The sequence below is a fragment of the Luteimonas galliterrae genome, from assembly GCF_023374055.1.
Classification (GTDB): Bacteria; Pseudomonadota; Gammaproteobacteria; order Xanthomonadales; family Xanthomonadaceae; genus Luteimonas_C; species Luteimonas_C galliterrae.
In genome coordinates this window covers 2245221-2271171 of record NZ_JAMBEP010000001.1, presented here as the reverse complement: position 1 = coordinate 2271171, position 25951 = coordinate 2245221, and the positions used below count along the sequence as shown (strand labels likewise).

Annotated in this window: 18 protein-coding genes; 11 read left to right on the top strand and 7 right to left on the bottom strand. The window is 64.9% G+C overall.

Features of this window, described 5'->3' with window-relative positions:
• The first annotated feature begins 6 nt into the window (after nt 1–6).
• From M2650_RS10350 to M2650_RS10335, 4 genes are all read left to right on the top strand, one after another.
• Complete coding sequence (locus M2650_RS10350; protein ID WP_249473952.1) at nt 7–2352, top strand: MMPL family transporter; 2346 nt, start codon at nt 7–9, stop codon at nt 2350–2352.
• A gap of 90 nt (nt 2353–2442) precedes the next feature.
• On the top strand, nt 2443–2865 hold the full coding sequence (locus M2650_RS10345) for a hotdog family protein (protein ID WP_249473949.1): 423 nt from the start codon (nt 2443–2445) through the stop codon (nt 2863–2865).
• 95 nt (nt 2866–2960) lie between these two features.
• Complete coding sequence (gene fabG / locus M2650_RS10340) at nt 2961–3692, top strand: 3-oxoacyl-ACP reductase FabG (protein WP_249473945.1); 732 nt, start codon at nt 2961–2963, stop codon at nt 3690–3692.
• Nucleotides 3693–3778: 86 nt separating this feature from the next.
• Complete coding sequence (locus tag M2650_RS10335; protein WP_249473942.1) at nt 3779–4252, top strand: hypothetical protein; 474 nt, start codon at nt 3779–3781, stop codon at nt 4250–4252.
• Nucleotides 4253–4264: 12 nt separating this feature from the next.
• Here M2650_RS10335 and M2650_RS10330 read toward each other — a convergent pair whose 3' ends face one another.
• The 5 genes from M2650_RS10330 to M2650_RS10310 form a co-directional block, all read right to left on the bottom strand.
• Complete coding sequence (locus M2650_RS10330; RefSeq protein WP_249473940.1) at nt 4265–5524, bottom strand: cation:proton antiporter; 1260 nt, start codon at nt 5522–5524, stop codon at nt 4265–4267.
• Nucleotides 5525–5594: 70 nt separating this feature from the next.
• Nucleotides 5595–7265 (bottom strand): NAD(P)/FAD-dependent oxidoreductase, encoded by a 1671-nt coding sequence (locus M2650_RS10325; protein ID WP_249473938.1) that lies wholly within the window; start codon nt 7263–7265, stop codon nt 5595–5597.
• A complete protein-coding gene (locus M2650_RS10320; protein ID WP_249473935.1) occupies nt 7262–8077 on the bottom strand; it encodes a glycosyltransferase family 2 protein in 816 nt (271 codons plus the stop codon). The genes M2650_RS10325 and M2650_RS10320 overlap by 4 nt, the downstream gene beginning before the upstream one ends.
• On the bottom strand, nt 8070–8858 hold the full coding sequence (locus M2650_RS10315; RefSeq protein WP_249474379.1) for a beta-ketoacyl synthase chain length factor: 789 nt from the start codon (nt 8856–8858) through the stop codon (nt 8070–8072). Before M2650_RS10315 ends, M2650_RS10320 begins: the two co-directional genes overlap by 8 nt.
• A 118-nt stretch (nt 8859–8976) precedes the next feature.
• Nucleotides 8977–10158: a beta-ketoacyl-[acyl-carrier-protein] synthase family protein gene (locus M2650_RS10310; RefSeq protein WP_249474377.1), complete on the bottom strand. Its 1182-nt coding sequence runs from the start codon at nt 10156–10158 to the stop codon at nt 8977–8979.
• A 108-nt stretch (nt 10159–10266) separates the two neighbouring features.
• Between M2650_RS10310 and M2650_RS10305 the strand changes: the two genes are divergently transcribed.
• Nucleotides 10267–10959 carry a YdcF family protein gene (locus M2650_RS10305; RefSeq protein ID WP_249473934.1) on the top strand — a complete coding sequence of 231 codons (693 nt, stop codon included), beginning with the start codon at nt 10267–10269 and terminating at the stop codon, nt 10957–10959.
• A 105-nt stretch (nt 10960–11064) separates the two neighbouring features.
• Nucleotides 11065–13404, top strand: a complete 2340-nt coding sequence (locus tag M2650_RS10300) for a S9 family peptidase (RefSeq protein ID WP_249473931.1) — start codon at nt 11065–11067, stop codon at nt 13402–13404.
• Between the two features lie 250 nt (nt 13405–13654).
• Here M2650_RS10300 and M2650_RS10295 read toward each other — a convergent pair whose 3' ends face one another.
• Nucleotides 13655–14347 carry a glutathione S-transferase N-terminal domain-containing protein gene (locus tag M2650_RS10295; RefSeq protein ID WP_249473930.1) on the bottom strand — a complete coding sequence of 231 codons (693 nt, stop codon included), beginning with the start codon at nt 14345–14347 and terminating at the stop codon, nt 13655–13657.
• Nucleotides 14348–14482: 135 nt separating this feature from the next.
• Between M2650_RS10295 and M2650_RS10290 the strand changes: the two genes are divergently transcribed.
• The gene (locus tag M2650_RS10290) at nt 14483–15112 is read left to right on the top strand and encodes a TIGR00645 family protein (protein ID WP_249473928.1); all 630 of its coding nucleotides are present in this window, start codon (nt 14483–14485) and stop codon (nt 15110–15112) included.
• A 235-nt stretch (nt 15113–15347) separates the two neighbouring features.
• On the opposite strand, the gene M2650_RS10285 is transcribed toward M2650_RS10290, so the two are convergent.
• Nucleotides 15348–16301 (bottom strand): M61 metallopeptidase family protein, encoded by a 954-nt coding sequence (locus M2650_RS10285; protein ID WP_249473924.1) that lies wholly within the window; start codon nt 16299–16301, stop codon nt 15348–15350.
• A 63-nt stretch (nt 16302–16364) separates the two neighbouring features.
• Here M2650_RS10285 and uvrD point away from each other — a divergent pair, with 63 nt between their 5' ends.
• The 4 genes from uvrD to M2650_RS10265 all read left to right on the top strand — a co-directional run bounded on the left by uvrD (nt 16365) and on the right by M2650_RS10265 (nt 25934).
• Nucleotides 16365–18551 (top strand): DNA helicase II, encoded by a 2187-nt coding sequence (gene uvrD / locus M2650_RS10280; RefSeq protein ID WP_249473921.1) that lies wholly within the window; start codon nt 16365–16367, stop codon nt 18549–18551.
• Between the two features lie 179 nt (nt 18552–18730).
• The gene (locus M2650_RS10275; RefSeq protein ID WP_249473919.1) at nt 18731–24019 is read left to right on the top strand and encodes an RHS repeat-associated core domain-containing protein; all 5289 of its coding nucleotides are present in this window, start codon (nt 18731–18733) and stop codon (nt 24017–24019) included.
• Nucleotides 24020–24490, top strand: a complete 471-nt coding sequence (locus tag M2650_RS10270; RefSeq protein WP_249473916.1) for a hypothetical protein — start codon at nt 24020–24022, stop codon at nt 24488–24490.
• A gap of 256 nt (nt 24491–24746) precedes the next feature.
• Nucleotides 24747–25934 (top strand): threonine aldolase family protein, encoded by a 1188-nt coding sequence (locus tag M2650_RS10265; protein ID WP_249473913.1) that lies wholly within the window; start codon nt 24747–24749, stop codon nt 25932–25934.
• Nucleotides 25935–25951 lie beyond the last annotated feature (17 nt).

The window sequence follows — 25951 nt, the reverse complement described above, 5'->3', positions numbered from 1 at the left end:
GCGGCGATGAGCGCGCGCGCGCGCCTGATGCTGGCGCTGCTGTGGCTGGCATTGCTGGCCGTCACCGGTTGGGCAATCGGGCAGCGCCTGCAACTCAGCGGCGACCTGCGCAAATTCATGCCCAGCGCGCAGACGCCGGCGCAGAAGCTGCTGATCGACGAATTGGGCGAGGGCCCGGGTTCGCGGTTGCTGCTGATCGGGCTGGACGGCGCCGATGCGCAGGCGCTGGCGGCGCAATCCAACGCGATCCGCGCACAACTCGCGGCGCAGCCGTTGTTCACGATGGTCGCCAACGGCGGCGACGCGGGCCTGGATGCGATCCCGGAGCGGCTGCGCCCCTATCGTTACCTATTGTCGCCGACGCTGGACACGCAAGCCTACGATCGCGCGTACCTGCAACAGGAGCTCGAAGCGCGCGTGCAGGATCTGGGCTCGCCTGCGGCGGCGCTGATCGAACCGTTGGTCGGCGCCGACCCTACCTTGGAAACCTTGAAGATCGCCGACACGCTGCAGCCCGCGCACGCGCCGCAACGCCTGCACGGCGTCTGGTTCGATCGCGCCGGAAAGCGCGCCTTGCTGGTCGCGGAAACGCGCGCGGCCGGTTTCGATCCGACCGGCCAACAGGCTGCGGTCGATGCCATCCAGGACGCTTTCGCCAAGGCGCGTGGCGGCAGCGATACGCAATTGCTGTTGAGCGGGCCGGGCGCGTTCTCGGTCGAGATCGGCGGGCGCACGCAGCGCGAGGCGCAATGGATCGGCACCGTCGATACGATCGGGCTCGTGTTGCTGCTGTGGATCGCCTACCGCAGCTGGAAGATACCGCTGCTGGGCGTGCTGCCGCTGGCCAGCGCGGGATTGGCCGGGCTCGGCGCGGTCGCGGCGCTGTTCGACGGCGTGCACGGCATCACCGTCGCGTTCGGCTTCACCCTGATCGGCGTGGTGCAGGATTATCCGATCCACCTCTTCAGCCACCAGCGCCCCGGCCTGTCGCCGAAAGCCAACGCGCGCGCGTTGTGGCCCACGCTCGCCACCGGCGTCGCTTCGACTTGCATCGCTTATTTCACGTTCCTGTTTTCGGGCGTCGACGGCCTCAAGCAACTGGCGGTGTTCACCATCGCCGGGCTCGCCACCGCAGCGTTGGCGACGCGGTTCCTGTTGCCGGCGCTGATCGACCCCGCGCCTCGCGACTTCGCCGATTCGCGCCTGCTGGCGCGGATGTGGGCGCAGGTCGCGCGGCTGCCGCGTCCGCGCTGGTCGCTGCTCGCGGTCGCGCTGGTCGCAGCGGCGGCCGCCGCCTTCGCGCCCGGCGCGTTCTGGCAGAACGACCTGGCCAAGCTGACGCCGGTGCCGGCCGACGCGCTGGCGCGCGACGCGCAGTTGCGCGATGCGCTCGGCGCGCCCGACGTGCGCTACGTGATGACCGTGCAAGGACGCGACGCCGAGAGCGTGCTGCAGGCGTCGGAGAAGTTGCGTCCGGCATTGGACCGCCTGGTCGCCGACAAGGCGATCGCCGGCTACGACATGGCCGCGCGTTATCTGCCGAGCGCGCAGATCCAGCGCGCACGCCAAGGCAAATTGCCGGATGCCGCGACGCTCGGGCCGACGCTCGTCGATGCGGTCGCCGCCAGCCCGTTCCGCGCCGACGCTTTCGACGAATTCGTCGCGGACGTCGCCGCGGCAAAACGCGCGCCGCCGCTGGCGCCGCGCGATCTCGAAGGCACGCCGCTGGCCACCAGCGTCGCCGGCCTGCTGCTGGTCAGCAGCGACCACGCCACCGCATTGGTATCGCTGAGCGGACTGACCGATCCCGCCGCGGTGGCGCGCGCGGCGCAGGCCCGCGGCGCGCAGCTGCTCGACTTGAAGGACGCGTCCGAATCGCTGGTCGCGACCTACCGCAGCCGCGTGCTGGCCGCGCTCGGCATCGCCGCGCTGCTGCTGGCGGGGACGGTATGGATCGCGCTGCGCTCGCCGCGGCGCGTATTGCGGGTCTTGCTGCCGATGGCGCTGACCACGCTGCTGATCGTGGCGGTACTACGCGCGCTCGGCGTGGAGCTGACCCTGTTCCACTTGGTCGCGCTGATCCTGGCCGCCGGCCTGGGCCTGGACTATGCGTTGTTCTTCGACCACGCCGGCGACGATTACGCCGACCAGCTGCGCACGCTGCACGCGCTGATCGTCTGCAGCCTGATGACCCTGCTGGTGTTCGCGCTGCTGGCGCTGTCGTCGATACCGGTGCTGCGCGCGATCGGCAGCACGGTCGCGCTGGGCGTGGCGTTCAATTTCGCGCTGGCGCTGCTGGTGTCTCGCCAGCCAACCGCTTTTGTGGGAGCGGCTTCAGCCGCGAGCTCTTGATCTCGATTTTCGCGGGATCCGTGAAAAGCTCGCGGCTGAAGCCGCTCCCACAAAAGCCGCTCCTGCCATTGGATTGAGGGTCGAAGTTGCATGATAGGACGCGACGAAATCCAAGCAATGATCCCCCACCAGGGCGCGATGTGCCTGTGGGACGAAGTCTTGGAATGGGACGCGACGCGGATCCGGCTGCGCGCCGACAACCATCGCGACCCGGCGCATCCGCTGCGTTCGGGCGGCTTGCTGCGCGCCGTGCATCTGTGCGAATACGGCGCCCAGGCGATGGCGGTGCATGGCGGCCTGTGCGCAAGCGGCGCGGCCAAACCGGGTCTGCTGGTGGCGCTGCGCGGCGTGGCGCTGCACGTCGCGCGCATCGACGATCTGCCGGGCGCGCTCGAGTGCGAGGCCGAAGTGCTGGCCGAGGCCGAAACCAGCCAGCAGTATGCGTTCCGCATCCTGCATGCCGGAAAATTGCTGGCCGAAGGCCGCGCCGCGGTCATGCTGCAAGAGACGTAGCCCGGGTGGGGCCGCAGGCGATACCCGGGGCTTTCGCGAGGCCTCGGGTATCGCGTGCGGCCCCACCCGGGCTACGGGTCCGTTAGGATTGCCGGATGAATACGACTATGAAACGTGCGCTCGTCACCGGCGGCAGCGGCGATATCGGCGGTGCGATCTGCCGCCGGCTCGCCGTCGACGGCGCGCACGTGATCGTGCATGCGAATGCGAACCGCGAACGCGCCGAAGCGGTCGTCGCCGATATCGTCGCCAACGGCGGCAGCGCACAAGCGATCGCATTCGACGTGGCCGATGGCGAAGCGGCGCGCGCCGGCATCGAAACGCTGCTGGCCGATGGCCCTATCCAGATCCTGGTCAACAACGCCGGCATCCACGACGACGCGCCGCTGGCCGGCATGACCGAAGCGCAATGGAAGCGGGTGATCGACGTTTCGCTGCACGGCTTCTTCCACGTCACCCAGCCGCTGCTGCTGCCGATGGCGCGCACGCGCTGGGGACGCATCGTCAGCGTGTCGTCGGTCGCGGCGGTGCTCGGCAACCGCGGCCAGGCCAATTACGCGGCGGCCAAGTCCGCCCTGCACGGCGCGACCAAGTCGCTGGCGCGGGAGATGGCTTCGCGCGGCATTGCCGCCAATGTGGTGGCGCCCGGCGTGATCGCGGGGCGGATGGCGGAGGCGGCATTCCCGCCCGAAACGGTCAAGCAACTCGTGCCGGCGGGCCGCGCCGGTGCGCCCGAGGAAGTCGCCGCGCTGGTCGCCTTCCTGTGTTCGGATGCGGCCGGCTACGTCAACGGGCAGGTGATCGGCGTCGACGGCGCGATGACTTGAACGCTTCAGCAACCGCGGCCATGCGGTGACGATCGGTTCAGCCGAAGCGCGGGATGATCGCCGCAGGCCATCCTGAGGCTGCCGCCATGCGCCTGTCCCACGCCTTCGCCATTGCCGTCGTCGCGCTGTCGGCGGCCGCCTGCGCCAGTTCCGCACTGGTCACCGGACGCCCGCGCCCGCCGATCGACCCGGCCCAGGTGCGGGTTTATTTTTCCGCGCCGCCGGGTCCCTACGAAGAGATTGCGCGCCTGCAGACCGGCAGCGGCGCCTTCACTTACGGCGAACAGAACAAGATGAATTCGGTGATCGCCAAGCTGCGCAAGGAAGCCGCGAAGCTCGGCGCCAACGGCGTATTGTTCACCGGCACCGAAGACGGTTATGGCGGCAGCAGCGTCGGCGTCGGCGCGGGCGGCGGCCGTGTCGGCGGCAGCAGCTTCAGCAGCGGCGGGATAGGCGTCAGCATCAGCCCCAGCCAGAAATACGCGTACGGATTGGCGATTTACGTGGCCAATCCGCCGCCGGCGCAATACGGCACGCCGGTCCCGCCGCCGAACAAGTGAACCGGCGGCGGATCAGGCGTTGCCGTTGCGCCGCGCCTGCGGCACGACGGCGTCGCGGGCGCGGCCGGCGAACAGGTTCAACAGCGGTCCGGTCATCACCGTGGTCAGCAGCGCCATCACCAGCAGCATGGTGAACAGTTCGGGGCCGATCAGGCCGGCATCCAGGCCGACCTTCATCACGATCAGTTCCATCAGGCCTCGCGCATTCATCAGAGAACCGGTCGCCAGGCTTTCGCGCCAGCCGTAACCGGTCAGCCTTGCGCCCGCCGCGCCGCCGGCGAGCTTGCCGAAGATGGCCGCGAACAGGATCAGGGCCAGCGCGCCCAGCCCGGCGCCGGCGAAAGCGTCCGCGGTCGTGTTCAAGCCCGCGAGCGCGAAGAAGATCGGCATCAGCAGCACGACCGCCAGGTATTCGACGCGTTCGGACAGGTATTGCAGCAGGCGATCGTCGCGCGGCAGGCAGGCGCCGAACAGGAAGGCGCCGAATACGGCATGCAGGCCGAGCCATTCGGTGAGCGCAGCGCAGACGAGCAGGGCGATCAGCATCGCCGCCAGCAGCATCAGCGAAGGTTGTCCGTTCGGCGCGTGCGCGCGCAGCAGGTGCGCGAACAAAGGTTTGAGCAAGCCGAATACGAGGGCGCACAGCGCCAGCAGTCCCAGCGTGGTCTTGGCGAAACCCAGGTAACCCTCGCCCGAGCCGATCAGCGCCACCACGAAAGCGAGCACGATCCAGGCGAACACGTCGGCGATCGCCGCCGAGCTCAGCGCGAGCCGGCCGAGCCGCGTCTGGGTCATGCCGCGATCCTTCAGGATCCGCGCCATCACCGGAAACGCGGTGATCGACATCGCCGCCGCCATGAACAATGCGAACGGCCAGAAGTCCACGCCCGCCGGCGCCAAGGTCGGGTACAGCCAAGGCGAAATGCCGACGCCGAGCGCCATCGGCAGCAGCACCCCCAGCGCGCCGACCGCACCGGCCGCTTTCAGCTGCGCGCGCACGCCGTCCGGCGCGCGCAGTTCGGCGCCGACGATGAACATGAAAAGCACCAGCCCCAGCATCGACAGCGACGACAGGCCCGGCAGCGATTCTTTGGCGAACAGCGCCGTGTGGAATTCCGGAAACAGCGCGCCGAACACGATCGGCCCGAGCAGGATGCCCGCGGCCATCTCGCCGATGACCGCCGGCTGGCCGAAGTAGCGCAGCAGCAAACCGCAGGCGCGCGCGGTGACCAGGATGATGACGAGTTGGAGCAATAGCGGGCTGTGCAGCATGAATCCCCTCGGTCCCGTCATCCCAGCGAACGCTGGGGCCCATTTTGATTTGTTTTTTGGCTTCTCGGTATTACGGCACAGCAACAGCAAAGCGGGTCCCAGCGTTCGCTGGGATGACGGTTTGAGGTTCAATCTCCGCATACCATTTCGGCGCCAACGACGGCGGTTCCGCGGTCGCGGCCCCAAGCAGCGCGTCGAGCCCATGATCGCCGATATCGGCATGCGCCTGCCGTGCGTGCGCCAGCAGTTCCCTGGCCAGCCAACCCATGCGCGCCACGTTGGCGCGAATGCGGTCCGCGAAAGCATCGTCGTCGAGCGTATCGTTCAACGCGCGGTTCATCTCGTGGAACCAGTCGATGCCGTACTGGTCCAGCATCCGCAGGTCCGGCGTCAATGGCCCGGCATTGCGCCCGCCCCATTCGTGCAGCAGGGCCTGCACGCTTCGGTTGAGCGCGCGGCCCTGCGCGAATTCCGCCTTCAGACGGCCCAGCATGCGCAGATCGGCGATCCGGCCGGCGAAGAACAGCGGCGCCAGCAGCGCCCAGTAGAAGGTGTAGTCCCAGATCACCTTGACCGGCATCACCTGCGCATCGCCGAACAGCGGGTACTGATCCTGGTAGAGCGACAGCGTGTTCTCATAGAACGAGAAATACAGCTGCTGGTAGATCGCCGCGTAAGGCGCGAAATCATCGCCGGCGCGGTCCTTGCCGATCAGCTCGCAGATATAGGTGTTGCTGATCGCGATGAAATCGCTGCCGGGCGAATAGAACGGGTCCAGGAACAATCCCGCTTCGCCGGTCAGGGCCCAACGCCCGCCGGAGAACACCTGTTTGCAGCCGTACGAGAAATGGCGGAAGAACAGGAAGTCCTGCAGCTTGTGTTCGGGCTTGTCCACGGACGCGGCGACCTGCGGCTGGTGTTCGTACAGCCATGCCATCGCTTTGTCGAAGGTGTTCATCGTTTCCAGCGGATGCATCTTGGCGTCGCAGACGATGCCCAGCGAATGCGCGCCGGACGCCAGCGGTATCAGCCAGAACCAGTAGCCGGGGCCGCACATGTGGTTGGTCGAGCGCCAGCGGTCCGGCGGATCGCAGCGCCGCAGCCAATCGGCGTCCGCCGACCACTGGTTGGGATCGACGAAGCCGTCCACGCGCCACCACACCGCGTTGGCATCGTGGTCGTTGGCTTGGGCGAGATCCAGCTTGCGCTTGATCAAGCCGGCGCGGCCGCTGGCGTCCACCAGCCAGCGCGCGGCGATCGCATCGCTGCCGCGCGCGGCTTCGAAACTCACCGTATGCGGCTGCTCGCCTTCGCCGAACGCGATGCCGCGCACGGTCGCGCCGTCGACGAAATCCACGCCCAGGCCGCGCGCCTGCTCGCCGAGGAAATTCTCGAAGCGGCCGCGGTCGAGCTGCCACGACGGCGTCGGCAACAACTGGCTGACGCCCAGTTCGGTGCAGCGGTCGATATCGTTGCGGCCTTCTGAAAAGAAGAAGCGGAAACCGAATTTGCGGATCTGCCGCGTTTCCAGGTGTTCGCGGAAGCCGAGCACATGAGCGAAATAGTGGGCGCCGATTTCCACGGTCGATTCGCCCACTTTGAACGCCGCTTCGCGCACCGGATGGCTGCGCCGCTCTATCACCGCGACTGCGAGCGATGGATCGCGTTGCTTCAGCTGGATCGCCAGGGTCAGCCCGGCCAGTCCGCCGCCGAGGATCGCGACATCGCTCGTGCGGCTCATATCCGTCTCGCTGTCGTCAGTCCCGGTTCGAAAGCGGTGCCGAATTCGCCGCTGGGGTCGTCGATCACCGGCGGGTTGGCGCGGATGCGGCGGTACATCGCAGGGATGCCGCCGCGCTTCACACATTGCAGGACGATATGCGAAGTGATGCGGGTGAAATCGCGCACCGGCTTGAAATGGCTGGCGCGGAACTGCTCGCCGCCGTGCACGGTCTTGTAGCGCGATTCTATCGGCACCGACACGCAGCGCGTGCCCAGCTGCTGCGCGGCCGAGATCAGGATCTGCGCTTCGAACACGAAATCCTCGCCGGGCACGCGCTCCAGCGCGGCGACCGCGGCCGGATAGAAGCGCTGTCCGCTCTGGCTGTCGGCGATCTGGTAACCGGTGCCCCAGGCCACGCCCCAGTCGCCGAATTCGTTGGCCAGGCGCCGGTAGGTGGGTTGTTGCGAACGCTTGCGCAGACGCGCGCCGATCACGATGCAGCCGGGATGGCGGTTGGCGGCGTCGAGCAGGCGCGGCAGGTCTGCGGCGGAATGCTGGCCGTCGCCGTCCATGGTCAGTACGCCAGCGTGGCCCTGGCGCAACGCTTCGCGGAAACCGTCGCGCAGCGAGGCGCCCTTGCCCATGCGCCGCGCATGGCGCAGCAGCGTGACCGGCAGATCGGAAACGCAGTCGGCCGTGCCGTCGTCGGAGCCGTCGTCGACGACGATCACGTGCGGGCATTGCGCGAGCGCGCCTTGCACCACTTCGCGGATCCGCAGTGATTCGTTCAGCGCGGGGATCACGACGGCGACGTGGTTGCGGTCAAGCATCGGCCAGCTCCACCCGCAGCACGCGCCCGGGTCCGGCCTTGAGTATCACCGAATCGGCCGTGTGCGGAGCGTCTAAGGCCAGCGCGTCGAACAGGGGCAGCATCGGCGCCATGGCATTGCCGCCGGCCCGCCGCGCCAACGGTCCTCGCGCGGGCGGCGGTTCGCCTGCGGCTAGGCTCGCCCCCAGCCGAAGCGCGCCTGAACGCGGCGCCGACAGCAGCAGCGCGCCGCCCAGCAACCCGGTGCTGCTCCATACCGAGGTCAGCGCCCCGGTGGCGGCGCTGTCGTAGCCGACCAGCAATACCGCTTCGCTGCCGGCCGCCAGCTGCGCCAGCGCTTCCAGCAGGCCTTGCGCGAAACTGGCGTCGAAGGACGAGATCGCGGTGGTCGGCGCCATGCAGCCGGCGCCGATGGTCCAGTAGCCGGCGGCGGCGTTGTGCACGGAATTGTGGAAGCGGATCGGCGAGATCGCGCGCGGATCGCTGGCCAGGGTCGCGGCCATGTAATCGGTGATGCCCAGATCGCCGTGGGTGGAGGCGAACACCGACGGCAGCGTTTTCGGATCGCGGCCTGCGGCCTGGCACGCGGCGAGCGCGACGTCCAGCGCCACCGCGACGGTATCGGGCGCGCGGCGGCGCTCGTTCGGCGGCAGCAGTTGCGGCGACGGGCGCGCCGGCGCGCCTTCGGGCAGCGTCCCGTCGCGCGCGAAATCGCGCGCGGCCTGCCACGAGGGCAGGCCATTGCTCCAGAAGCCAATGCCTTCGATGGAAGCCGAAAGCATGCTCATCAGGGCAGTGCCCTTCGTAAGAGCGGCTTTAGCCGCGAGCTCTTCAAGGTCGCCGCCGTGTCGCAAAAGCTCGCGGCTAAAGCCGTTCCTACGAAGCGCCGGTTCGTCGTCTTCATGCGCGCCCGAACACCAGCGAACAGTTGTTGCCGCCGAAGCCGAACGAATTGTTCATCGCGTAATCGATCTCGCGTTCGGCATTGCCGAAGCGGATCTGCGGTCCGTTGTTCGGATCGGGCGCACCGCTGTTGAGGATGCCAGGCAGCAGGCCGCGCTCGAGCGCCAGCAGCGCGAACACCGATTCGACGATGCCCGCCGCGCCCAGCGTATGGCCGGTCCAGCCCTTGGTGGAACTGGCATGCAATGTCGACGGAAACAATGCGGCCACCGCGTGCGCTTCGATCGTGTCGTTGGCCGGCGTAGCGGTGCCGTGCAGGTTCAGATAACCGACCTGCGCGGCATCGATGCCCGCGCGCGCCAAGGCGTCGCGCATCGCCAGCTGCGCGCCCAGGCCCTCGGGATGCGGCGCCGACATGTGGTGCGCATCGCTGGATTCGCCGTAGCCACGCAACTGCAATCCGGATTCTCCGGCCGCCGCGCGTTCCAGCACCGCGAAGCCGCCGGCTTCGCCCAGCGACAAGCCGTTGCGTGCGGCGTCGAACGGCCGGCACGGCTGCGCGGAAACCAATTCCAGCGAGTTGAATCCGAACAGCACGCTGCCGCACAAGGTATCGACGCCGCCGACCAGCGCCGCATCGGCCAGGCCGGCATCGATCAGGCGCGACGCCTGGGCGAACACTTTCGCGCTGGAAGAACAGGCGGTGGCCACGGTCACGCAAGGTCCGTCGAGTCGCAGCGCCTCCAGCACGAAGCCGCCCAGCGAATGCGGCGTGTGCACGCGCGGCCGTGCCAGGTCCGCGGGAAAGCGGTTTTCCGCGTCCAGCCGTTCGTAGGCTTCTTCGGTTGCGCCGATGCTGGCGGTCGATGTGCCCAGCACCACGGCGATGCGGTCGGCGCCATGGCGGCGCTTGAGCGTTTCGACGGCGTCGATCACGCCGTCCTGCTGCAGCGCCAGCCAGGCCAGGCGGTTGTTGCGGCAGTCCCAGGGCGCCTGCGCCGCGGGCAGCGCCGCCGCTTCCAGGCCGTCGACGCGGCCGATCCAGGTGTCCAGCGGGTCCTTGCCGAAATCGTTGCGGCGCAGGCCGCTGCGGCGTTCGCGCAGCGCATCGGCTTGGGCATCGCGGCCGCGGCCGAGCGCGGTGGTGGCGGTGTAAGCGCGGATGGCCAGCGGCTGGATCGGCGGCACTTGCGGCTCCGTTGGTCGTGGCCGCGGAGTATAGCGAGCGTCGCACAACCGTCTCTTCGCATCGCTAAACTAAACTCCTCGGTCCAGTTTGCCCGCCGAATGTCCAGCCGAACCGCCCACCGCTTCCGCTTGTTCAGCGACCCCGACGTATTGCATGCGATGGCGGTCAGCACGGCCGCCTGCGTGTTCAGCGCCGGCCTGGTGTACGTCGCCTATTTCGTGCACGTGCTGCGGGTGGCGCGCAATGCGCCCTGCGCGCCCGAGCACGCGCGATGCGTGCTGCTGTTCGGCAAGCATTCGCCGCGCGGCAGGATCGACCGCGATTTCGACGCCCGCCTGGAACGCGCCGCCCGGCTTTGGCATGAACGCTCACCGCGCACGCTGGTGCTGCTGGGCGGCGGCCCGCCCGGCGTGGCCAGCGAGGCGGAAGTGGCCCGCGCCGCGTTGTGGGCGCGCGGCATCGCCGCCGATGCGCCGCTGCAACTGGAAGCCGGCTCGCGCGACACGCTGCAGAACCTGCGCAACGCTCGCCAGATGCTGGCGCAGGCGCCGCAAGCCGGCATGGGCCGCGTCACCCTGCTCAGCAGCCGCTATCACCTGGCCCGCTGCGCGCTGTTCGCGCGCCAGCTCGGTTTCGACTGGGAATTGTGCGCAGCGGAAACCCGCCTGCGCTGGTCGCCGGGCACGCTGTGGCGGATCGCCGGCGAAGCGGCCTATGTCTGCTGCACCGACCTGGGCACGCGTTGGGCGCGGCTGATCGGCTCGCGAAGGATGCTGGCGCGGGTGACCTGAGCGCGGACGGGACATCCGGCAGGGGCGCCCGCCGGAACGTCGGGTTAGCATGCGGACTCTTGCGGCAGCCCGGGTGGCCGCCGGCTTCGACTCGTAGGGGACAGCATGGTTTCGACGACAGTGGGTATCCGACCGCGCCTGCTCGGCGCATTGGCCTTGGCCTTGTTCGCGACGGTCGCCGTCGCGCAGACCAAAGCCTTGACCAAAGACGATTACGCCCGCGCCGAGCGCAAGCTCGCGTACAACACCGCGCCGCTGGTCGACCATGCTGTGGATCCGAACTGGCTCGACAACGGCAAGCTCTGGTATCGCGACCACGACGCCAAGGGCGACCGCTTCCTGCAAATGGATGTGGCCACCGGCAATATCGCGCCGGCCTTCGACCAGGCCAAGCTGGCCAAGGCCTTGGGCAAAGCCACCGGTAAGCCGGTGAAGGCCGAAAAACTGCCGGTCACCGGTTACGAGATCGCCGCCGACGGCCGTTACGACATCTCCCTGCGCAGCGGCAGTTACCTGTGCGACCTGAAAGGCCGTGGCACCTGCGTCGCCAAGGACGGTAAGGAGAAATCCGGCGACGCCAAGAACGACGGCCCGGGCGTGCGCTCGCCGGACAAGAAGCGCGAAGCCTTCATCCGCGACTGGAACCTGTGGGTGCGCGACGTCGCCGGCGGCAAGGAAACCCAACTCACCCGCGACGGCGTGAAGGATTACGGCTACGCCACCGACAACGCCGGCTGGACGCACAGCGACCGCGCGATCCTGGTCTGGTCGCCCGATTCCAAGCAGATCGCCACCTTCCAGCAGGACCAGCGCAAGACCGGCGAAATGACCCTGGTCGGCACCAACCTCGGCCATCCCAAAGTCGAAACCTGGAAATATCCGCTGGTGGGCGACAAGGACATCACGATGATCGAGCGCGTGATCATCGACGTCGACGCCGCCAAGGTCGTGCGCCTGAAGATGCCGCCCGACCAGCACCGCTCCACCCAGTGCGACGACGTCAGCTGCTTCGGCGGCTGGGAAGACGTGCAGTGGGCGCCGGACGGCAAGACCCTGGCGTTCGCTTCGAGCTCGCGCGACCACAAGCAGGCCTGGCTGCGCGTCGCCGACGCCGCTACCGGCGCGGTGCGCGACGTGTTCAACGAGAAAGCGAAGACCTGGTTCGAGAGCGGCATCGACGCGATCAACTGGCGCTACCTGCCCGAAAGCAATGCGGTGCTGTGGTGGAGCCAGCGCAGCAACTGGGGCCATCTGTATCTGTACGACCTGTCCACCGGCAAGCTGAAGCATGCGATCACGCAGGGCGACTGGAACGTCGCCGAAGTGATGCGCGTGGACGAGAAGGCCGGCGCGATCTGGTTCACCGGCACCGGCCGGGAAGCCGGCCGCGATCCTTATTTCAAGCACTTCTACAAGGTCGGCATCGACGGCAAGGACCTGACCCTGCTGACCCCGGAGAACGCCGAGCACCGCATCAAGATGTCCGAAGACGGCCGCTATTTCGTCGACACCTATTCGACCACGGCCGCGCCGCCGGCGTCGGTGTTGCGCGACAGCGCCGACGGCAAAGTGGTGAAGGAAATCGCACGCGCCGACATCGCGCGCCTGAAGGCGGCCGGTTGGGCGCCGCCGGAAGATTTCACGGTCAAGGCGCGCGACGGCAAGACCGATCTGTACGGTTTGATGTTCAAGCCGTCCGACTTCGATCCGTCGAAGAAGTATCCGATCATCAACTACGTGTATCCCGGCCCGCAGGTCGGTTCGGTGGGCCGCCGCGGCTTCTCGCCGGCGCGCGGCGACCATCAGGCGCTGGCCGAACTGGGCTTCATCGTCGTCGCCATCGACGGCATGGGCACGCCGTACCGCTCCAAGGCGTTCCACGACGCCTACTTCGCCAACATCATCGACAACACGCTGCCCGACCAGGTGGCGGGCATGAAGCAGCTGGCGCAGCGCCATCCGTGGATCGACCTGTCGCGCGCCGGCATCTGGGGCCATTCCGGCGGCGGCAACGCCACCGCGACGGCGATGTTCAAGTACCCGGATTTCTTCAAGGTCGGCATCGCCGAAAGCGGCAACCACGACAACCGCATGTACGAGGACGACTGGGCCGAGAAGTGGCAGGGCCTGCTGGTCAAGAACAAGGACGGCACCGACAACTACGACGCGCACGCCAACCAGAAATACGCCAAGGACCTGAAAGGCAAGCTGCTGCTGGCGCACGGCAACATGGACGACAACGTGCCGCCGTACAACACCTGGCTGGTGGTCGATGCCCTGGTCAAGGCCAACAAGGACTTCGATCTGATCCTGTTCCCGAACGCGCGCCACGGCTACGGCGAAGACTCGCTGTACATGACGCGCCGGCGCTGGGATTACTTCGTGCGCAACCTGCTCGGCGCCGAGCCGCCGAAGGAATACGCGTTGAAGATGCCGGCGCCCTGAGCGCTGCGCTCAAAGCCCTCTCCTGCGAAGCGGGAGAGGGTTGGGTGAGGGCGCGAACTCGCCGTCGCGGTTGATCCAACATGGCACGGCGCTTTTCGTGGGAGCCGCTTCAGCCGCGAGCTTTTCGAGCCGCGATGAAGCGACTCAGAGCTCGCGGCTAAAGCCGCTCCCACAAAAGCCGCTCCCACAAAAAAGCCGCACCTAGCGAAGAGCGTGAGCAGTGGGGCAAGCCCGCTCTACAAAGCGGCGATTACCTCGGGCCCTGCCCGAACAGGTGCTTGCGCTCCTCCTCGGTCAGCGGCGCGCCCGCATTCGGATTCACCTTTTCGGTCAGCGCGTACGCGCGCCGCACCGCCGGACGCGCGTCGATCGCCGCGTGCCAGCGCCGCACTTCCGCGTACGGTTCCAGATCCAGCGGCGCCTTCTTGTAGGCGTTGATCCACGGGTGGATGGCCATGTCGGCGATGCTGTACTCGCCGGCGACGAATTCGCGGCCCCCGAGCCGTTTGTCGAGCACGCTCAGCAACCGGTGCGCTTCCTGGGTGTAACGATCGATCGCGTAGGGAATCTTCTCCGGCGCGTACACGGTGAAATGGCCGTACTGGCCGTTCATGGGTCCCAATCCGCCGACCTGCCAGAACAGCCATTCCAGCACCGCGTTGCGGCCGCGCAGATCCTGCGGCAGGAAGCGGCCGGTCTTGTCGGCCAGGTAGACCAGGATCGCGCCGGACTCGAACACGCTGATCGGCGCGCCGCCGTCCGCAGGCGCCGTGTCGACCATCGCCGGCATCTTGTTGTTGGGCGAAATGGCCAGGTATTCGGGCCGGAACTGGTCGCCCTTGCCGATGTCGACCGGCTTGATGACGTATTCCAGGCCGGCCTCCTCGAGGAAAATCGGGATCTTGTGGCCGTTGGGCGTAGGCCAGTAATGCAGTTCGATCATATCCGCGCCTTCGCGTGTGGGGTGCCGGGACTGTAGCGCGGACCCCGCCGCGCTGCGCGCAATGCTGTGTTGCGCTTGGCAGCGTCATCGCGGGCCGCTACCCTGCGCGCTGTCTTCGTCCTTATTCCGGCCCGCATGACCGACGTCCGTTCGCCCCGCCTGAATCCGCTGCCCGCGCTCATCTTCAGCTCGCGCTGGCTGCAATTGCCCTTGTACCTGGGATTGATCGTTGCGCAGGGCGTGTACGTGTTCCTGTTCGTCAAGGAACTCTGGCATCTGATTCACGGCGCCAACAGTCTCGACGAGCAGGGCATCATGCTGATCGTGCTGGGCCTGATCGACGTGGTGATGATCTCCAACCTGCTGGTGATGGTGATCGTCGGCGGCTACGAGACCTTCGTGTCGCGGCTGGGCCTGCAGGGCCATCCGGACCAACCCGAATGGCTCAGCCACGTCAACGCTTCGGTGCTGAAGGTGAAGCTGGCGATGGCGATCATCGGCATCTCGTCGATCCACCTGCTCAAGACCTTCATCGAAGCCGGCTCGCTGGGCCTGCCGGTCTGCACCTCGCCCGAATTCGCTGCGATGAGCGAGGCGGCCGCCGCCACCGCCTCCAAGCTGCGTTGCACCACCGCGACCAGCGTCGGCGTGATGTGGCAGACCATCATCCACTGCGTCTTCATCCTGTCGGCGATCGGCATCGCCTACACCGACAAGTTGATGACCGGCACTTCTAGCAAGCGCGAGCAGGCCCACGCACACTAAGTCGGCTCTTAGTAAGAGCGGCTTTAGCTGCGAGCTCTTAGATGGGCCGCCGTTGCTTTTGAGCCGTCATTCCCGCGAAGGCGGGAATCCAGTGACTTTAACGCTGCCACCAGATAACGACGGCACTACCTGCCATACCGTGCGCCCTCACCCAACCCTCTCCCGCAAGCGGGAGAGGGCTAAAGCGAGTCACTGGATTCCCGCCTTCGCGGGAATGACGGCTTGAAAACATAGCTCACCGTGCTGCGCTCACATCCGCACCGCGTCCACGCCCCGTCATGACCGCCTCGCGCAAACGCGAGCCTGCGTCGCCGCGCGAGAAAACCAGCCGTCCATCCGCGGCCCCAATCCCCAGCTCGCGATAAGCCGCATCGAGCAAGGGAAATTCCTTCGCAGCCGCATACCTCCGATACCGGCTGGCGAAAATATCGCCACCCGCGATCCGGTCCAATTCCGCCATGAATGCTTCAGGCTCGACCAACGCCGTGCCGTCGCCCAGACAGCACGCCGAATACGCCGCCAGCACCGTATCCAACGAACGGCCCGGCTGTTTGCGCAAAGCCAGATCCGCTTCCAGCCAGAACGCCGCGCCGGCCCAGTACACGCGCATCGTGCCGCCGCGGCGCCGGCCCAATTCGTCCAACGGCACGCCGGAGAGCGCCTTGCGGCCGCGCTGGAAGCCGCCTTCTAGCCGTCGCCACGCTTCGTCCCCGTCCAGCACGCCGATCCGCGCGCGCAGCACGTTCTGGTAATAGCTCGCCAAGCCTTCGGCCAGCCAGCGGCCGCGGTCGCCCAGGTAAGGGTGGAACAGGTGCGAGAGTTCGTGCACCGCGGTCCAGTCGTCGCGCAATTGCTGCAGCGACGCGTCGCGGCGCACGAACAGCAGCACCGCCACGCCGTCGCTGCGCAAAGTCTGGCCCCAGGGCACCGGGCTGCGGTCGTCGCTGTCGATCTGCTTGATCCGCACTTGCGCATCGCGCAGCGGGAAGCGGCCGAACACCGACAGCGGCGCGGCGGTGGTTTCGGCGATCCAGCGCTGCAGCAGCTCGGCGCGCGCGCGGTCGGGGACCTCGACCACCTCCACCCGCAGCGCCGTATCGCCCGCCCGCAGCACGCGCTCGTCCGCATCCTGCGCGAGCGCGGCGGCGCTGGCGAGCAGCAGCAGGGGCAGGAGGGGACGCAGATCCATCCCGGGATTGGATGCCGCACCCCGGCTAAGGTTCCGTGAAGCCGGCTCACGTAAAATGCCGGCATGGATGTTTCTTATTTGCTGGACGGCCTCAACCCCGCCCAACGCGAGGCCGTCACCGCACCGCCCGGCCATTACCTGGTCCTGGCCGGCGCCGGTTCGGGCAAGACCCGCGTACTGACCCACCGCATCGCCTGGTTGAACGAGGTGCACCGGGTGCCCGCGCACGGCATCTTCGCGGTCACCTTCACCAACAAGGCCGCCGGCGAGATGCGCGCGCGCGCCGATGCGCTGCTGCGCAATGGCAGCCGCGGTTTGTGGATCGGCACTTTCCACGGCCTGGCGCATCGCCTGCTGCGCCTGCACTGGCAGGACGCGAAATTGCCCGAAGGCTTCCAGGTGCTCGACAGCGACGACCAGCTGCGGTTGGTCAAGCGCGTAGTGCAGCAATTGGAATTGGACGAGGCGCGCTTCCCGCCGCGCCAGATCGCCTGGTGGATCAACGCGCAGAAGGACGAAGGCCGCCGCCCGCAGCACATCCAGGCCGAAGGCGGCGACGAATGGGCCGGCGTCATGCTGCGCAGCTACGCGCTGTACCAGGAACGCTGCGACCGCGCCGGCCTGGTCGATTTCGCCGAACTGCTGCTGCGCGCGCACGAACTGCTGCGCGACAATCCGGCGCTGCTCGCGCACTACCGGCAACGCTTCGGCGAATTGCTGATCGACGAGTTCCAGGACACCAACAGCATCCAGTACGCGTTCGTGCGCGTGCTCGCCGGCGACACGGGCCACGTGTTCGTGGTCGGCGACGACGACCAGGCCATCTACGGCTGGCGCGGCGCGAAAGTGGAGAACGTGCAGAAATTCCTGCAGGACTATCCGGACGCGCAGACTTTCCGGCTGGAGCAGAACTACCGCTCCAGCGCCAACATCCTCAACGCCGCCAACGCGGTGATCGCGCACAACCCGGCGCGCCTGGGCAAGCAGTTGTGGACCGATAGCGGCGAGGGCGATCCGGTCGACCTGTACGCCGCCTACAACGAAGTCGACGAAGCGCGTTTCGTGATCGAACGCATCGGCCAGTGGGTCCGCGACGGCGGCAGCTACGGCGATTGCGCCATCCTCTACCGCAGCAACGCGCAGTCGCGCGCGTTCGAAGAGAACCTGCTCGCGGAACAGATCCCGTACCGCGTCTACGGCGGCGTGCGCTTCTTCGAGCGCGCCGAAATCAAGGACACGCTGGCCTACCTGCGCCTGATCGCCAACCGCGCCGACGACGCGGCCTTCGAGCGCGCCGTCAACACGCCCACCCGCGGCATCGGCGAACGCACCCTCGACGAAGTGCGCCGCCGCGCCCGCGCCGACAGCGTCTCGCTATGGGAAGCCGCGCTGCGCGTCGTTCGCGAGAACGTGCTGGCGGGGCGCGCGCGCAATGCGCTGGCGACGTTTCATGCCTTGATCGATACCTTGTCCGGCGAAGTGCACGACCTCAGCCTGCAGGACAAGATCGACCACGTGCTGCTGCGATCGGGCCTGCGCATGCATTACGCCAACGAGTCGAAAGGCCAGCTCGATTCGCGCACCGACAACCTGGACGAACTCGTCTCCGTCGCCTCGCGTTTCGTCCGCCGCGACGACGACGAAGAAGCCGCCGACATGTCCGAGCTGATCGCCTTCCTCGCCTATGCCGCGCTCGAAGCCGGCGAAGGCCAGACCCAGGCCGGCGAGGACGGCGTCCAGTTGATGACGCTGCACAGCGCCAAGGGCCTGGAATTCCCGCTCGTTTTTCTCGCCGGCATGGAAGAGGGCCTGTTCCCCAACAACCGTTCGATCGAAGAGAGCGGACGCTTGGAGGAAGAACGCCGCCTGGCCTACGTCGGCATCACCCGCGCGCGCCAGAAGCTGATCCTCAGCTACGCCGAAGCGCGCCGCCTGCACGGTCAGGACATGTACGGCCTGCCGTCGCGCTTCCTGCGCGAGATCCCGCCGTCGCTGCTGCACGAAGTGCGTCCGCGCGTGCAAGTATCGCGCCCCCTGTACGCGCCGCGCCCGCCGCGCGACTACGGCCACGCCGTGGTCGACGCGTCGCCCGGCATCCGGCTGGGGCAAAACGTCACCCACGCTAAGTTCGGCAGCGGCACCGTCACCGACATCGAGGGCAATGGCGCGCATGCGCGTGTGCAGGTGAATTTCGATGAGGTGGGGAGCAAATGGCTGGTGCTGGCGTATGCCAACCTGCAGCCTGCGTGAGCACTACTGCATGCAGTGAGGTAGTCCGCATCAATATCAGAAACGCTTATAGATCATGGGTTTGCCAGGATATGTTCTGGCTTATCACAAGCAGGAGTTGACGCAAACCAAGCCAAACTAGAATATCCGCCCGGGGCGTCACTCGACTATCGGCACAGTCTTAGGGACAGGGGAAGTAAATGGACTTTACGGCTAGGCAGCCGGCGCTTGTTGCGCGGCTTCGTTACCTTGTGTTTCCGCTGATCTGTTTGCCGGCGATGACATGGCCGCTCGCGGCTAATGCGCTGCGCACTATATGCGAAGAGAGTACTGGCAATTGCTCGGCGAGTGGCCCAGAAGGTAATTGCACGGTCACTGGAGGGAGATGTTGGCAGGAGCTTGATTCCGGCGACTACGAATTTCTTTCCCACAGCGGGAGAGAGCCGAAAATATGGGATTCCAACTTCGGTAATGGCAGCGGCGGCCCGAGATCTTCATCTCAGGTGTCGCGCAACGTACAGGTACAGAACGTAAAGGAGCCTTGCGAAACTACAGCCAAGCCCGTCGTTATCGCAACCGGCAACAAGATTCTGACCGAGCTGGACTTTCTTGTCCCGCCGGATGCCATGCCATTGGTCGTCAACAGGTTCTACGACAAATCGCTGGATCGCCTAGGCATATTCGGCAAAAAGTGGTCGTCCACCCTCGAATACACGCTGAGTTTCGACTACGGCGGATCTCAATGCCATGGGCGCTTGGATACGGTTGTTTCGTGCGCGGCAAGCGGGCAGCCTTTGACCAAAATCTTCGCCAATCGCACCAACGGTTTCGCCACGGTGTTCACCAAAGACACGAGTGGTCTTTGGCGCGATGGCGGAGGTCGCATCATCGTTCCTAACGGTTCCGGCTGGAAGTTGACCACCAAAGGCGGCGAGCAGCAGACCTATGATGCGCATGGCCGCCCTCTCACGATCAAGAATGAACGTAACATCGGCCTTACCTATGGCTACAATGCCAGTAACCAATTGTCGACAGTCACCCATACTTCGGGTCGCGCGATCCAGTTGACATGGAGCGGTAGCAAAGTCGCATCCATCATTGCGCCGAATACAAAGACGTATGCGTACAGCTATAACGCAGCAGGCTATCTCGCTAGCGTCATTTATCCGGACAATCTAGGTGTCCGCACTTACCATTACGAAGATTCCGCACAACCAGGCGGATTGACAGGCATTTCGATCAATAGCGTGCGCTATTCCCGTTATGCTTACGGCACCGACGGACGAGCTGCCTGGTCCGGGCTGGAAAACAATGTCGAAAAGAGCACATTCACCTACGGCGCGGGCTATACCGATGTGCGCAATGCGCTAGGCCAGACTACCCGCTATTTGACTGCCGACTTCAGCGGCAGCAAACGTGTTATTGCAGTAGATCGTCCCGCAAGTCCGACGTGTCTGGCTGGGGGTACCGATACAACGTACGACGTCAACGGCAACCCGGACGATGAGACCGATGCGTACGGCGTAAAAACCGACTACACCTATAATGCCGACGGAAACATCACGCAAAAAATCGTTGGTATAGGCCCGGCCGGCGAGACCGGTCAGCAGCAGATCACCCAATTCGTTTGGGATCCGTCTCAGAACAACCGCTTGCTTTCGATCAAAACCATTGGCAATACAAGCCAACCGGTCAACGAAACTAGCTACGACTACTATCCCGATGGCGACGCCCGGGCACGACTGTTGAAATCGGTTTCGGTCAAGAACCTGATGACGTCCGTGGGGCTTACCAACAGCGTTCAGGCTACGGCCTACGCGTACACGCTCCATCCAAGCGGGATGGTAGCCACCATGACGGTGGATGGCCCGATCGCGGGATCGGGCGATGCCATCGTCTACACCTATGACACCGCCGGTAATCTGCTGGAACAGCGCCAGGTTATCGACGCCAAGACGATAAAGACGGTTTACGCTGGCTATAACGAGCTCGGTCAACCCGGTCAGATCACCAATCCCAACAGCGGCAGCGTTTACTACACGTACAACGCCCGCGGCCAAGTGCTGACCGAGAAGCTCTATGTCAATGGCGCCTGGCAGACAACGACCAATACCTACGACAACCGCGGCCGCTTGCAGACGAGAAAGGCACCAGACGACGTCGTCACCAACTACGAGTACGACAACTACGATCGGCTGATCAACATATTCAGAGTTGAACCGGAATCGGTGCTGGCTTCGATGCAGACCCTGACCGGTGCCAGCTCGTCGGTCGGGTTTGTGGGCGGCTTCGATGGTTTGACCGCTGGAGGCGATATTTCGGGAACCGGTGAAATGGGTCCAATGTCCTGCCACCCGCAGCCCGATTGCGAGTTGGATCCCGACCCGCCGACGCCGCCCGCCAATGCTGCAAGCTTCGTTGATCAGACGGTTCCGGCAACGATGGTGGCTGGGCAGACATATCCTGTCACCATCAGGATGACCAACACCGGCACCGCGACCTGGACCACGGCCAACAATTACAAGCTTGGTTCGGCCAATCCTCTCGACAACACGACATGGGGTCTTCATCGCGATGAGTTGACGACATCGATTGCACCGCAACAGACCGCGACTTTCAGCTTCAACGTCACCGCGCCCAGCACAGCCGGCGCTTACAATTTCCAATGGCGAATGGTGCGCGACGGCGTAGCTTGGTTCGGGGTATTCACGCCCAACGTGCAGATTGCGGTTCAAGCCGCGCCGACGGATGGCGCGACATTCGTCAGCCAGTCCGTGCCTGCTTCCATGACCACGGGTAAAACGTATCCGGTTACTGTCACCATGAAGAACACCGGTACGACCACATGGACAACAGCCAATAACTACAAACTCGGCTCCGTCAATAATGTCGCTACGTGGGGCACGACGCGCGCTGCGCTTCCATCGACGATAGCGCCGGGCGTGACGGCGACTTTCAATTTCAACGTCACCGCACCAGCAACAGTTGGCATGCATAATTTTCAGTGGCGGATGCTGCGCGAAGGCGTTGCCTGGATCGGCCCGAATACCACCAATGTAGCCGTCGGCGTAAACGCACCGCCGCCGCCGCCGATCGGCTTCCAGCGCTTCACCTACAATTTGGCCAGCCAGATCACCAAGATCGAAACAGGCGTCGAGTACACGCCCGAATCCTCGGGGCAGGCCACCGACACCAACGCTGTGGCGGTGGACGATGGCACGATGCACCCGAACATTTGCTATCCATATCCGGACTGCATTCCCGATCCACCGGACCCCGGTCCGACCGCGCCGCCGCGCGAGGAAGTCATTCTGACCAGTACTTTCATCGACTACGACGAAGGCGGCTTCGTCAAGGCCAGGCGCGGCAACAACGGCCAGAACATTCGCTACCAATACAACCAGAACGGCGATCTGGTGAAGGTCACCGATTCGTTGAACTATGAAACGACGTATGCCCATGACCGGCATCGCCGCGTCGTCCGCATCATCGATGCGAAGACCGGCAACACGTTCATGAGCTACGACGCGCTAGGCAACGTGAAGACGGTTGCCGACCCGAAGGGCAGCGTCACCACTTACAGCTACGACGGCTTGGGCCAGCTGTGGTCGCAGATCAGTCCGGACACCGGCATCACGACGTTTGCCTACAACGCCGACGGTCAACGCACCTCGATGACTCGCGCCGATGGCGCGCAAACCACGTACGGCTACGATGCCCTGGGCCGACCTACCACCATCACCGCCGGCGGTCTGGTCCACAGCTTCGTCTACGATACCTGCAGCTACGGCTTGGGCCTGCTGTGCCGGGTGGTGGATCCGAAGGGCACCCTGGATTACGCCTATACCCCGCATGGCTGGTTGGCCTCGCAGAAACAGGCCGTCGGCAGCAGCGTTGGCTGGGACCAAACCTTCACCTACGACGGCCTGGGCCGGGTGACCAGTGTCGCTTACCCCAACAGCGTCAGCGTCGGCTACAGCTACGCTTACGGCCGGCTGGACAAGATGACGACGACCTTCGGCGGATCCACAAAAACGGTGGTCAGCAATCTGACTTATCGACCCTTCGGTCCGGTGACCGGGTTGACCTACGGCAATGGCCTTCAGCGCAACTACAACGCCGACACCGATGGCCGCATCAAAGGCATCAGCACGCTCAACGGCGCCACGCCGATCCAAAGCCTGACGTTCGGTTACGACGCCAACGACAACATCAAGGCCATCACGAACGCGATCAACGCCAGCCTGACTCAGACCTTCAACTACGATCAGCTATCGCGGCTGACGTCGGTTTCGGCGACCAATGCGACGCAAAGCTTCCAATACGACGCAAATGGCAATCGCAGCAGTCATACCTGGGGCGGCGCCACTGACACGTATGGAGTTCCCCTCGATAGCAACCAGTTGAACGGGATCACAGGGCCACGGGCGAAACTCATCTCGGTCGACGACAACGGCAACATCACCGTTGCAGGCGATGCGTCATACGTCTACAACCCGTTCAACCGCTTGACCCAGGCCACTCGCGGCGGCGTGACGACGACTTATTGGGTGAATGCGCTAGGCCAGCGCACGTACAAGACCCAAGGTGCGCCTAAGGCGAATGGATACGGCTACAGTCCGGATGGCTCGCTAGTCATGGAGTATGACTGGAATGGCCTGGGCTGGACTCATTATCTGCGCCTGGGCAGCGAGCCGATCGCCTTGGTTCGCGGCAGCCAACTGTATTACTTGCATAACGATCAACTCGGGCGGCCGGAGATCGCCACCAACAGCGCCAAGAGCGTGGTCTGGCGGGCAAGCAACTACGCCTTCGACAGAACGGTGACGCAGGACAGCATTGGTGGCCTCAACCTGGGCTTCCCAGGGCAGCACTACGATGCCGAGACGGGGAATTGGTACAACGGATTCCGGGACTACGATACGCGGCTGGGGCGGTATTTGCAGAGTGACCCGATCGGGCTTGCTGGTGGCATGAATACGTATGCCTACGTGGATAGCAATCCAATCATCGGCATTGATCCGTTTGGGTTGTTCGATCCGCGCAATGCGCAAGGAATGGTGAATCAGGCGAGGGCGTCTGAAGCAACGGCAGTGGCGCGTTTTTACGGTTCGCCAGACTTTATAAACATAAGCGTAAGTTACCTCCATTTCTCAGGGACATACTCCCTTACGAAGTATGGCAAGAGCTTCCTTGGGATATCCCTTTCAAAAAACTTGATTCCGTCCGGTAAGAATCCATTTAAATCTCCTTCTGCAAGTATAAATGTCGGATACGTTTGCGAGACGGAAAGCAATAAGTTGCAGACTGAAGAGGACATCAATGAAACGCTACGAGGCGCAGGGTCGACTATATCCGGCTACTATGGAGTTGGTGGTGGAACGAGCGTTAGTTATCCTTCAGGCAGCAAAACGGTTTTTGGTGGCGTAGGCGTGGGCGCTAGAGGCGATTTGACGGTATCTGGTTTTGACTACAATTTTGAGTGGTAGATGATTAGAATAATTCTCTCGCTCGCCGCCGCACTATTCATCGCGACAATCGCAGCGCTTGCGATACTAGATTATTTAGACGCCCAGAAAAGCGCGGTTGCAGTAGGCGTTATTGAGGGCGAGTACGCGAATTTATATGAAGTTGGCTTCTGCAATACCGCATCTTCGAAACCGAAGAAAATCATGTCGCCTGTCCAACGGGTACTCGTTACGGAATGTGAGTCTAATTTGACTACCGGCGAGATAGCTTCAGAACACCGGGCCAACCTTCAAAAAGAGAAGTATTTGATACTCAGCGACGGCATCGGGAAAGATGGAATTTTGTCGGTCAAAGGATGCCGTCGAGGGCTAATCGCCTCAATAAATGCAGGGGTGGTTGGAGGAGTGACCGTGGTTGAACAACGCGTGTATTGGGCTAGCGCGGAGTACCGCAGATTGCCGAAAAGCTGTAAGAACGATCGAGAACAGTAGTCTTCCTGCTTTCCTCTATGATTGGTAACGGAGGCGATCACAACCCGTAGCGAGGCAGTATAGGTTGAGCGCAGCGATACCCATCGTGATGCCGCATGTGGATGCTGCTAGGAAAGTCCGTGATCTGAACTCAACGGTGTTTTACAGAAGGGCGATGTGGGGGTTTCACCCCAACCTACGCCGGGATGACGACCGACACTGGCGACTGGCACAGTAGGGCCTCAACGTCTTCCGATCCGGAACCGAGCGCACCGCCATGACCTTCGAAGCCCGCTGCACCGACCCGTCGCGCCGCCGCCTGCTCGCCGCCACGCTGCCGGCCGGCCTGATGATGTTGAACTTCGATGCGCTCGCCGCTGCAGCGCAAGCCGCGCCCGCTGCGGCTCGGCCGCGGCCGGCGCTCACCGAGCGCAGCGTGATGCTGATGGGTGACGCGGTGCCGCAGAAGGCGCAGGACTGGGTGCGCCATCTGCAGCAATTGGTGGATGCCACACCGGATGTACGCGACAGCTACCTGGCCGAAGGCGCGGTGCACACACTTGAAGCGCGTTTCGCGGCCTTGTTGGGCAAACAGGACGCCGCCTTCCTGCCCACCGGCACGTTGGCCAACAACCTGGCCGTGCGCGTGCTCTGCGGCGAGAACCGGCATGCGCTGGTGCAACACGACAGCCATCTATATCTGGACGAGAGCAACGCCGCGTCCACGCTCAACGGCCTGCACCTGGTGCCGCTGGCCAAAGGCCGCGCCGCGCCGACGCTGGAAGAAGTGAAGGCGGCCATCGACGAGGCCGAGAATGGCCCGTATCCGCTGCGCGTCGGCGCGATTTCGCTGGAAAGCCCGGTGCGCCGCGCCGACGGTGCGATGGTGCCGTTCGAGACCGCGCGGGCGATCTCGCAGCTGGCGCGGTCCAAGAAGATCGGCATGCATCTGGACGGCGCGCGCCTGCTGCTGGCCTATGGCACGCCCGGCTTCGACGTCAAGGCGTATAGCGCCTTGTTCGATACGGTTTACGTGTCGCTGTACAAATACCTGGGCGCGCCGTTCGGCGCGGTGCTCGCCGGCGACAAGGAAACGATCGCCAAGATCCGCGATCTGCGCCATATCTTCGGCTCTACGATCTATCAGGGCTGGCCCGCGGCATTGCCGGCGCTGCATGCCTTGGAGGGGTTCGAAACGCGTTTTATCGCGGCCAGGCGCAATGCCGAGAGCGTGTTCGCGGGGTTGGCGGCGGCCGGCGGGTTTACGGTGCAGCCGGTGGAGCACGGCAGCAACATCCAGTTCTTGCAGATCGCGCCGGAGCGGAGCGCAGGACTGGTCGATCGCCTGCGCCAAGCCGACATCCATATGCGCGAGCCGCGCGAGGCCCGGGTGGAGATCGCGATCAACGAAACCTGGTCGCGGCGCGGCGCCGACGAGATCGTGCGGGCGTTCGTCGGCGCTTGAGCGCCGAACTCCGCGCG

Excerpts from the sequence above, each read along its gene's own strand:
- M2650_RS10350 (WP_249473952.1), top strand. The coding sequence starts at position 7 with ATGAGCGCGCGCGCGCGCCTGATGCTGGCGCTGCTGTGGCTGGCATTG.
- M2650_RS10345 (WP_249473949.1), top strand. The coding sequence starts at position 2,443 with ATGATAGGACGCGACGAAATCCAAGCAATGATCCCCCACCAGGGCGCG.
- fabG (WP_249473945.1), top strand. The coding sequence starts at position 2,961 with ATGAATACGACTATGAAACGTGCGCTCGTCACCGGCGGCAGCGGCGAT.
- M2650_RS10335 (WP_249473942.1), top strand. The coding sequence starts at position 3,779 with ATGCGCCTGTCCCACGCCTTCGCCATTGCCGTCGTCGCGCTGTCGGCG.
- M2650_RS10330 (WP_249473940.1), bottom strand. The coding sequence starts at position 5,524 with ATGCTGCACAGCCCGCTATTGCTCCAACTCGTCATCATCCTGGTCACC.
- M2650_RS10325 (WP_249473938.1), bottom strand. The coding sequence starts at position 7,265 with ATGAGCCGCACGAGCGATGTCGCGATCCTCGGCGGCGGACTGGCCGGG.
- M2650_RS10320 (WP_249473935.1), bottom strand. The coding sequence starts at position 8,077 with ATGCTTGACCGCAACCACGTCGCCGTCGTGATCCCCGCGCTGAACGAA.
- M2650_RS10315 (WP_249474379.1), bottom strand. The coding sequence starts at position 8,858 with ATGCTTTCGGCTTCCATCGAAGGCATTGGCTTCTGGAGCAATGGCCTG.
- M2650_RS10305 (WP_249473934.1), top strand. The coding sequence starts at position 10,267 with ATGTCCAGCCGAACCGCCCACCGCTTCCGCTTGTTCAGCGACCCCGAC.
- M2650_RS10300 (WP_249473931.1), top strand. The coding sequence starts at position 11,065 with ATGGTTTCGACGACAGTGGGTATCCGACCGCGCCTGCTCGGCGCATTG.
- M2650_RS10295 (WP_249473930.1), bottom strand. The coding sequence starts at position 14,347 with ATGATCGAACTGCATTACTGGCCTACGCCCAACGGCCACAAGATCCCG.
- M2650_RS10290 (WP_249473928.1), top strand. The coding sequence starts at position 14,483 with ATGACCGACGTCCGTTCGCCCCGCCTGAATCCGCTGCCCGCGCTCATC.
- M2650_RS10285 (WP_249473924.1), bottom strand. The coding sequence starts at position 16,301 with ATGGATCTGCGTCCCCTCCTGCCCCTGCTGCTGCTCGCCAGCGCCGCC.
- uvrD (WP_249473921.1), top strand. The coding sequence starts at position 16,365 with ATGGATGTTTCTTATTTGCTGGACGGCCTCAACCCCGCCCAACGCGAG.
- M2650_RS10275 (WP_249473919.1), top strand. The coding sequence starts at position 18,731 with ATGGACTTTACGGCTAGGCAGCCGGCGCTTGTTGCGCGGCTTCGTTAC.
- M2650_RS10270 (WP_249473916.1), top strand. The coding sequence starts at position 24,020 with ATGATTAGAATAATTCTCTCGCTCGCCGCCGCACTATTCATCGCGACA.
- M2650_RS10265 (WP_249473913.1), top strand. The coding sequence starts at position 24,747 with ATGACCTTCGAAGCCCGCTGCACCGACCCGTCGCGCCGCCGCCTGCTC.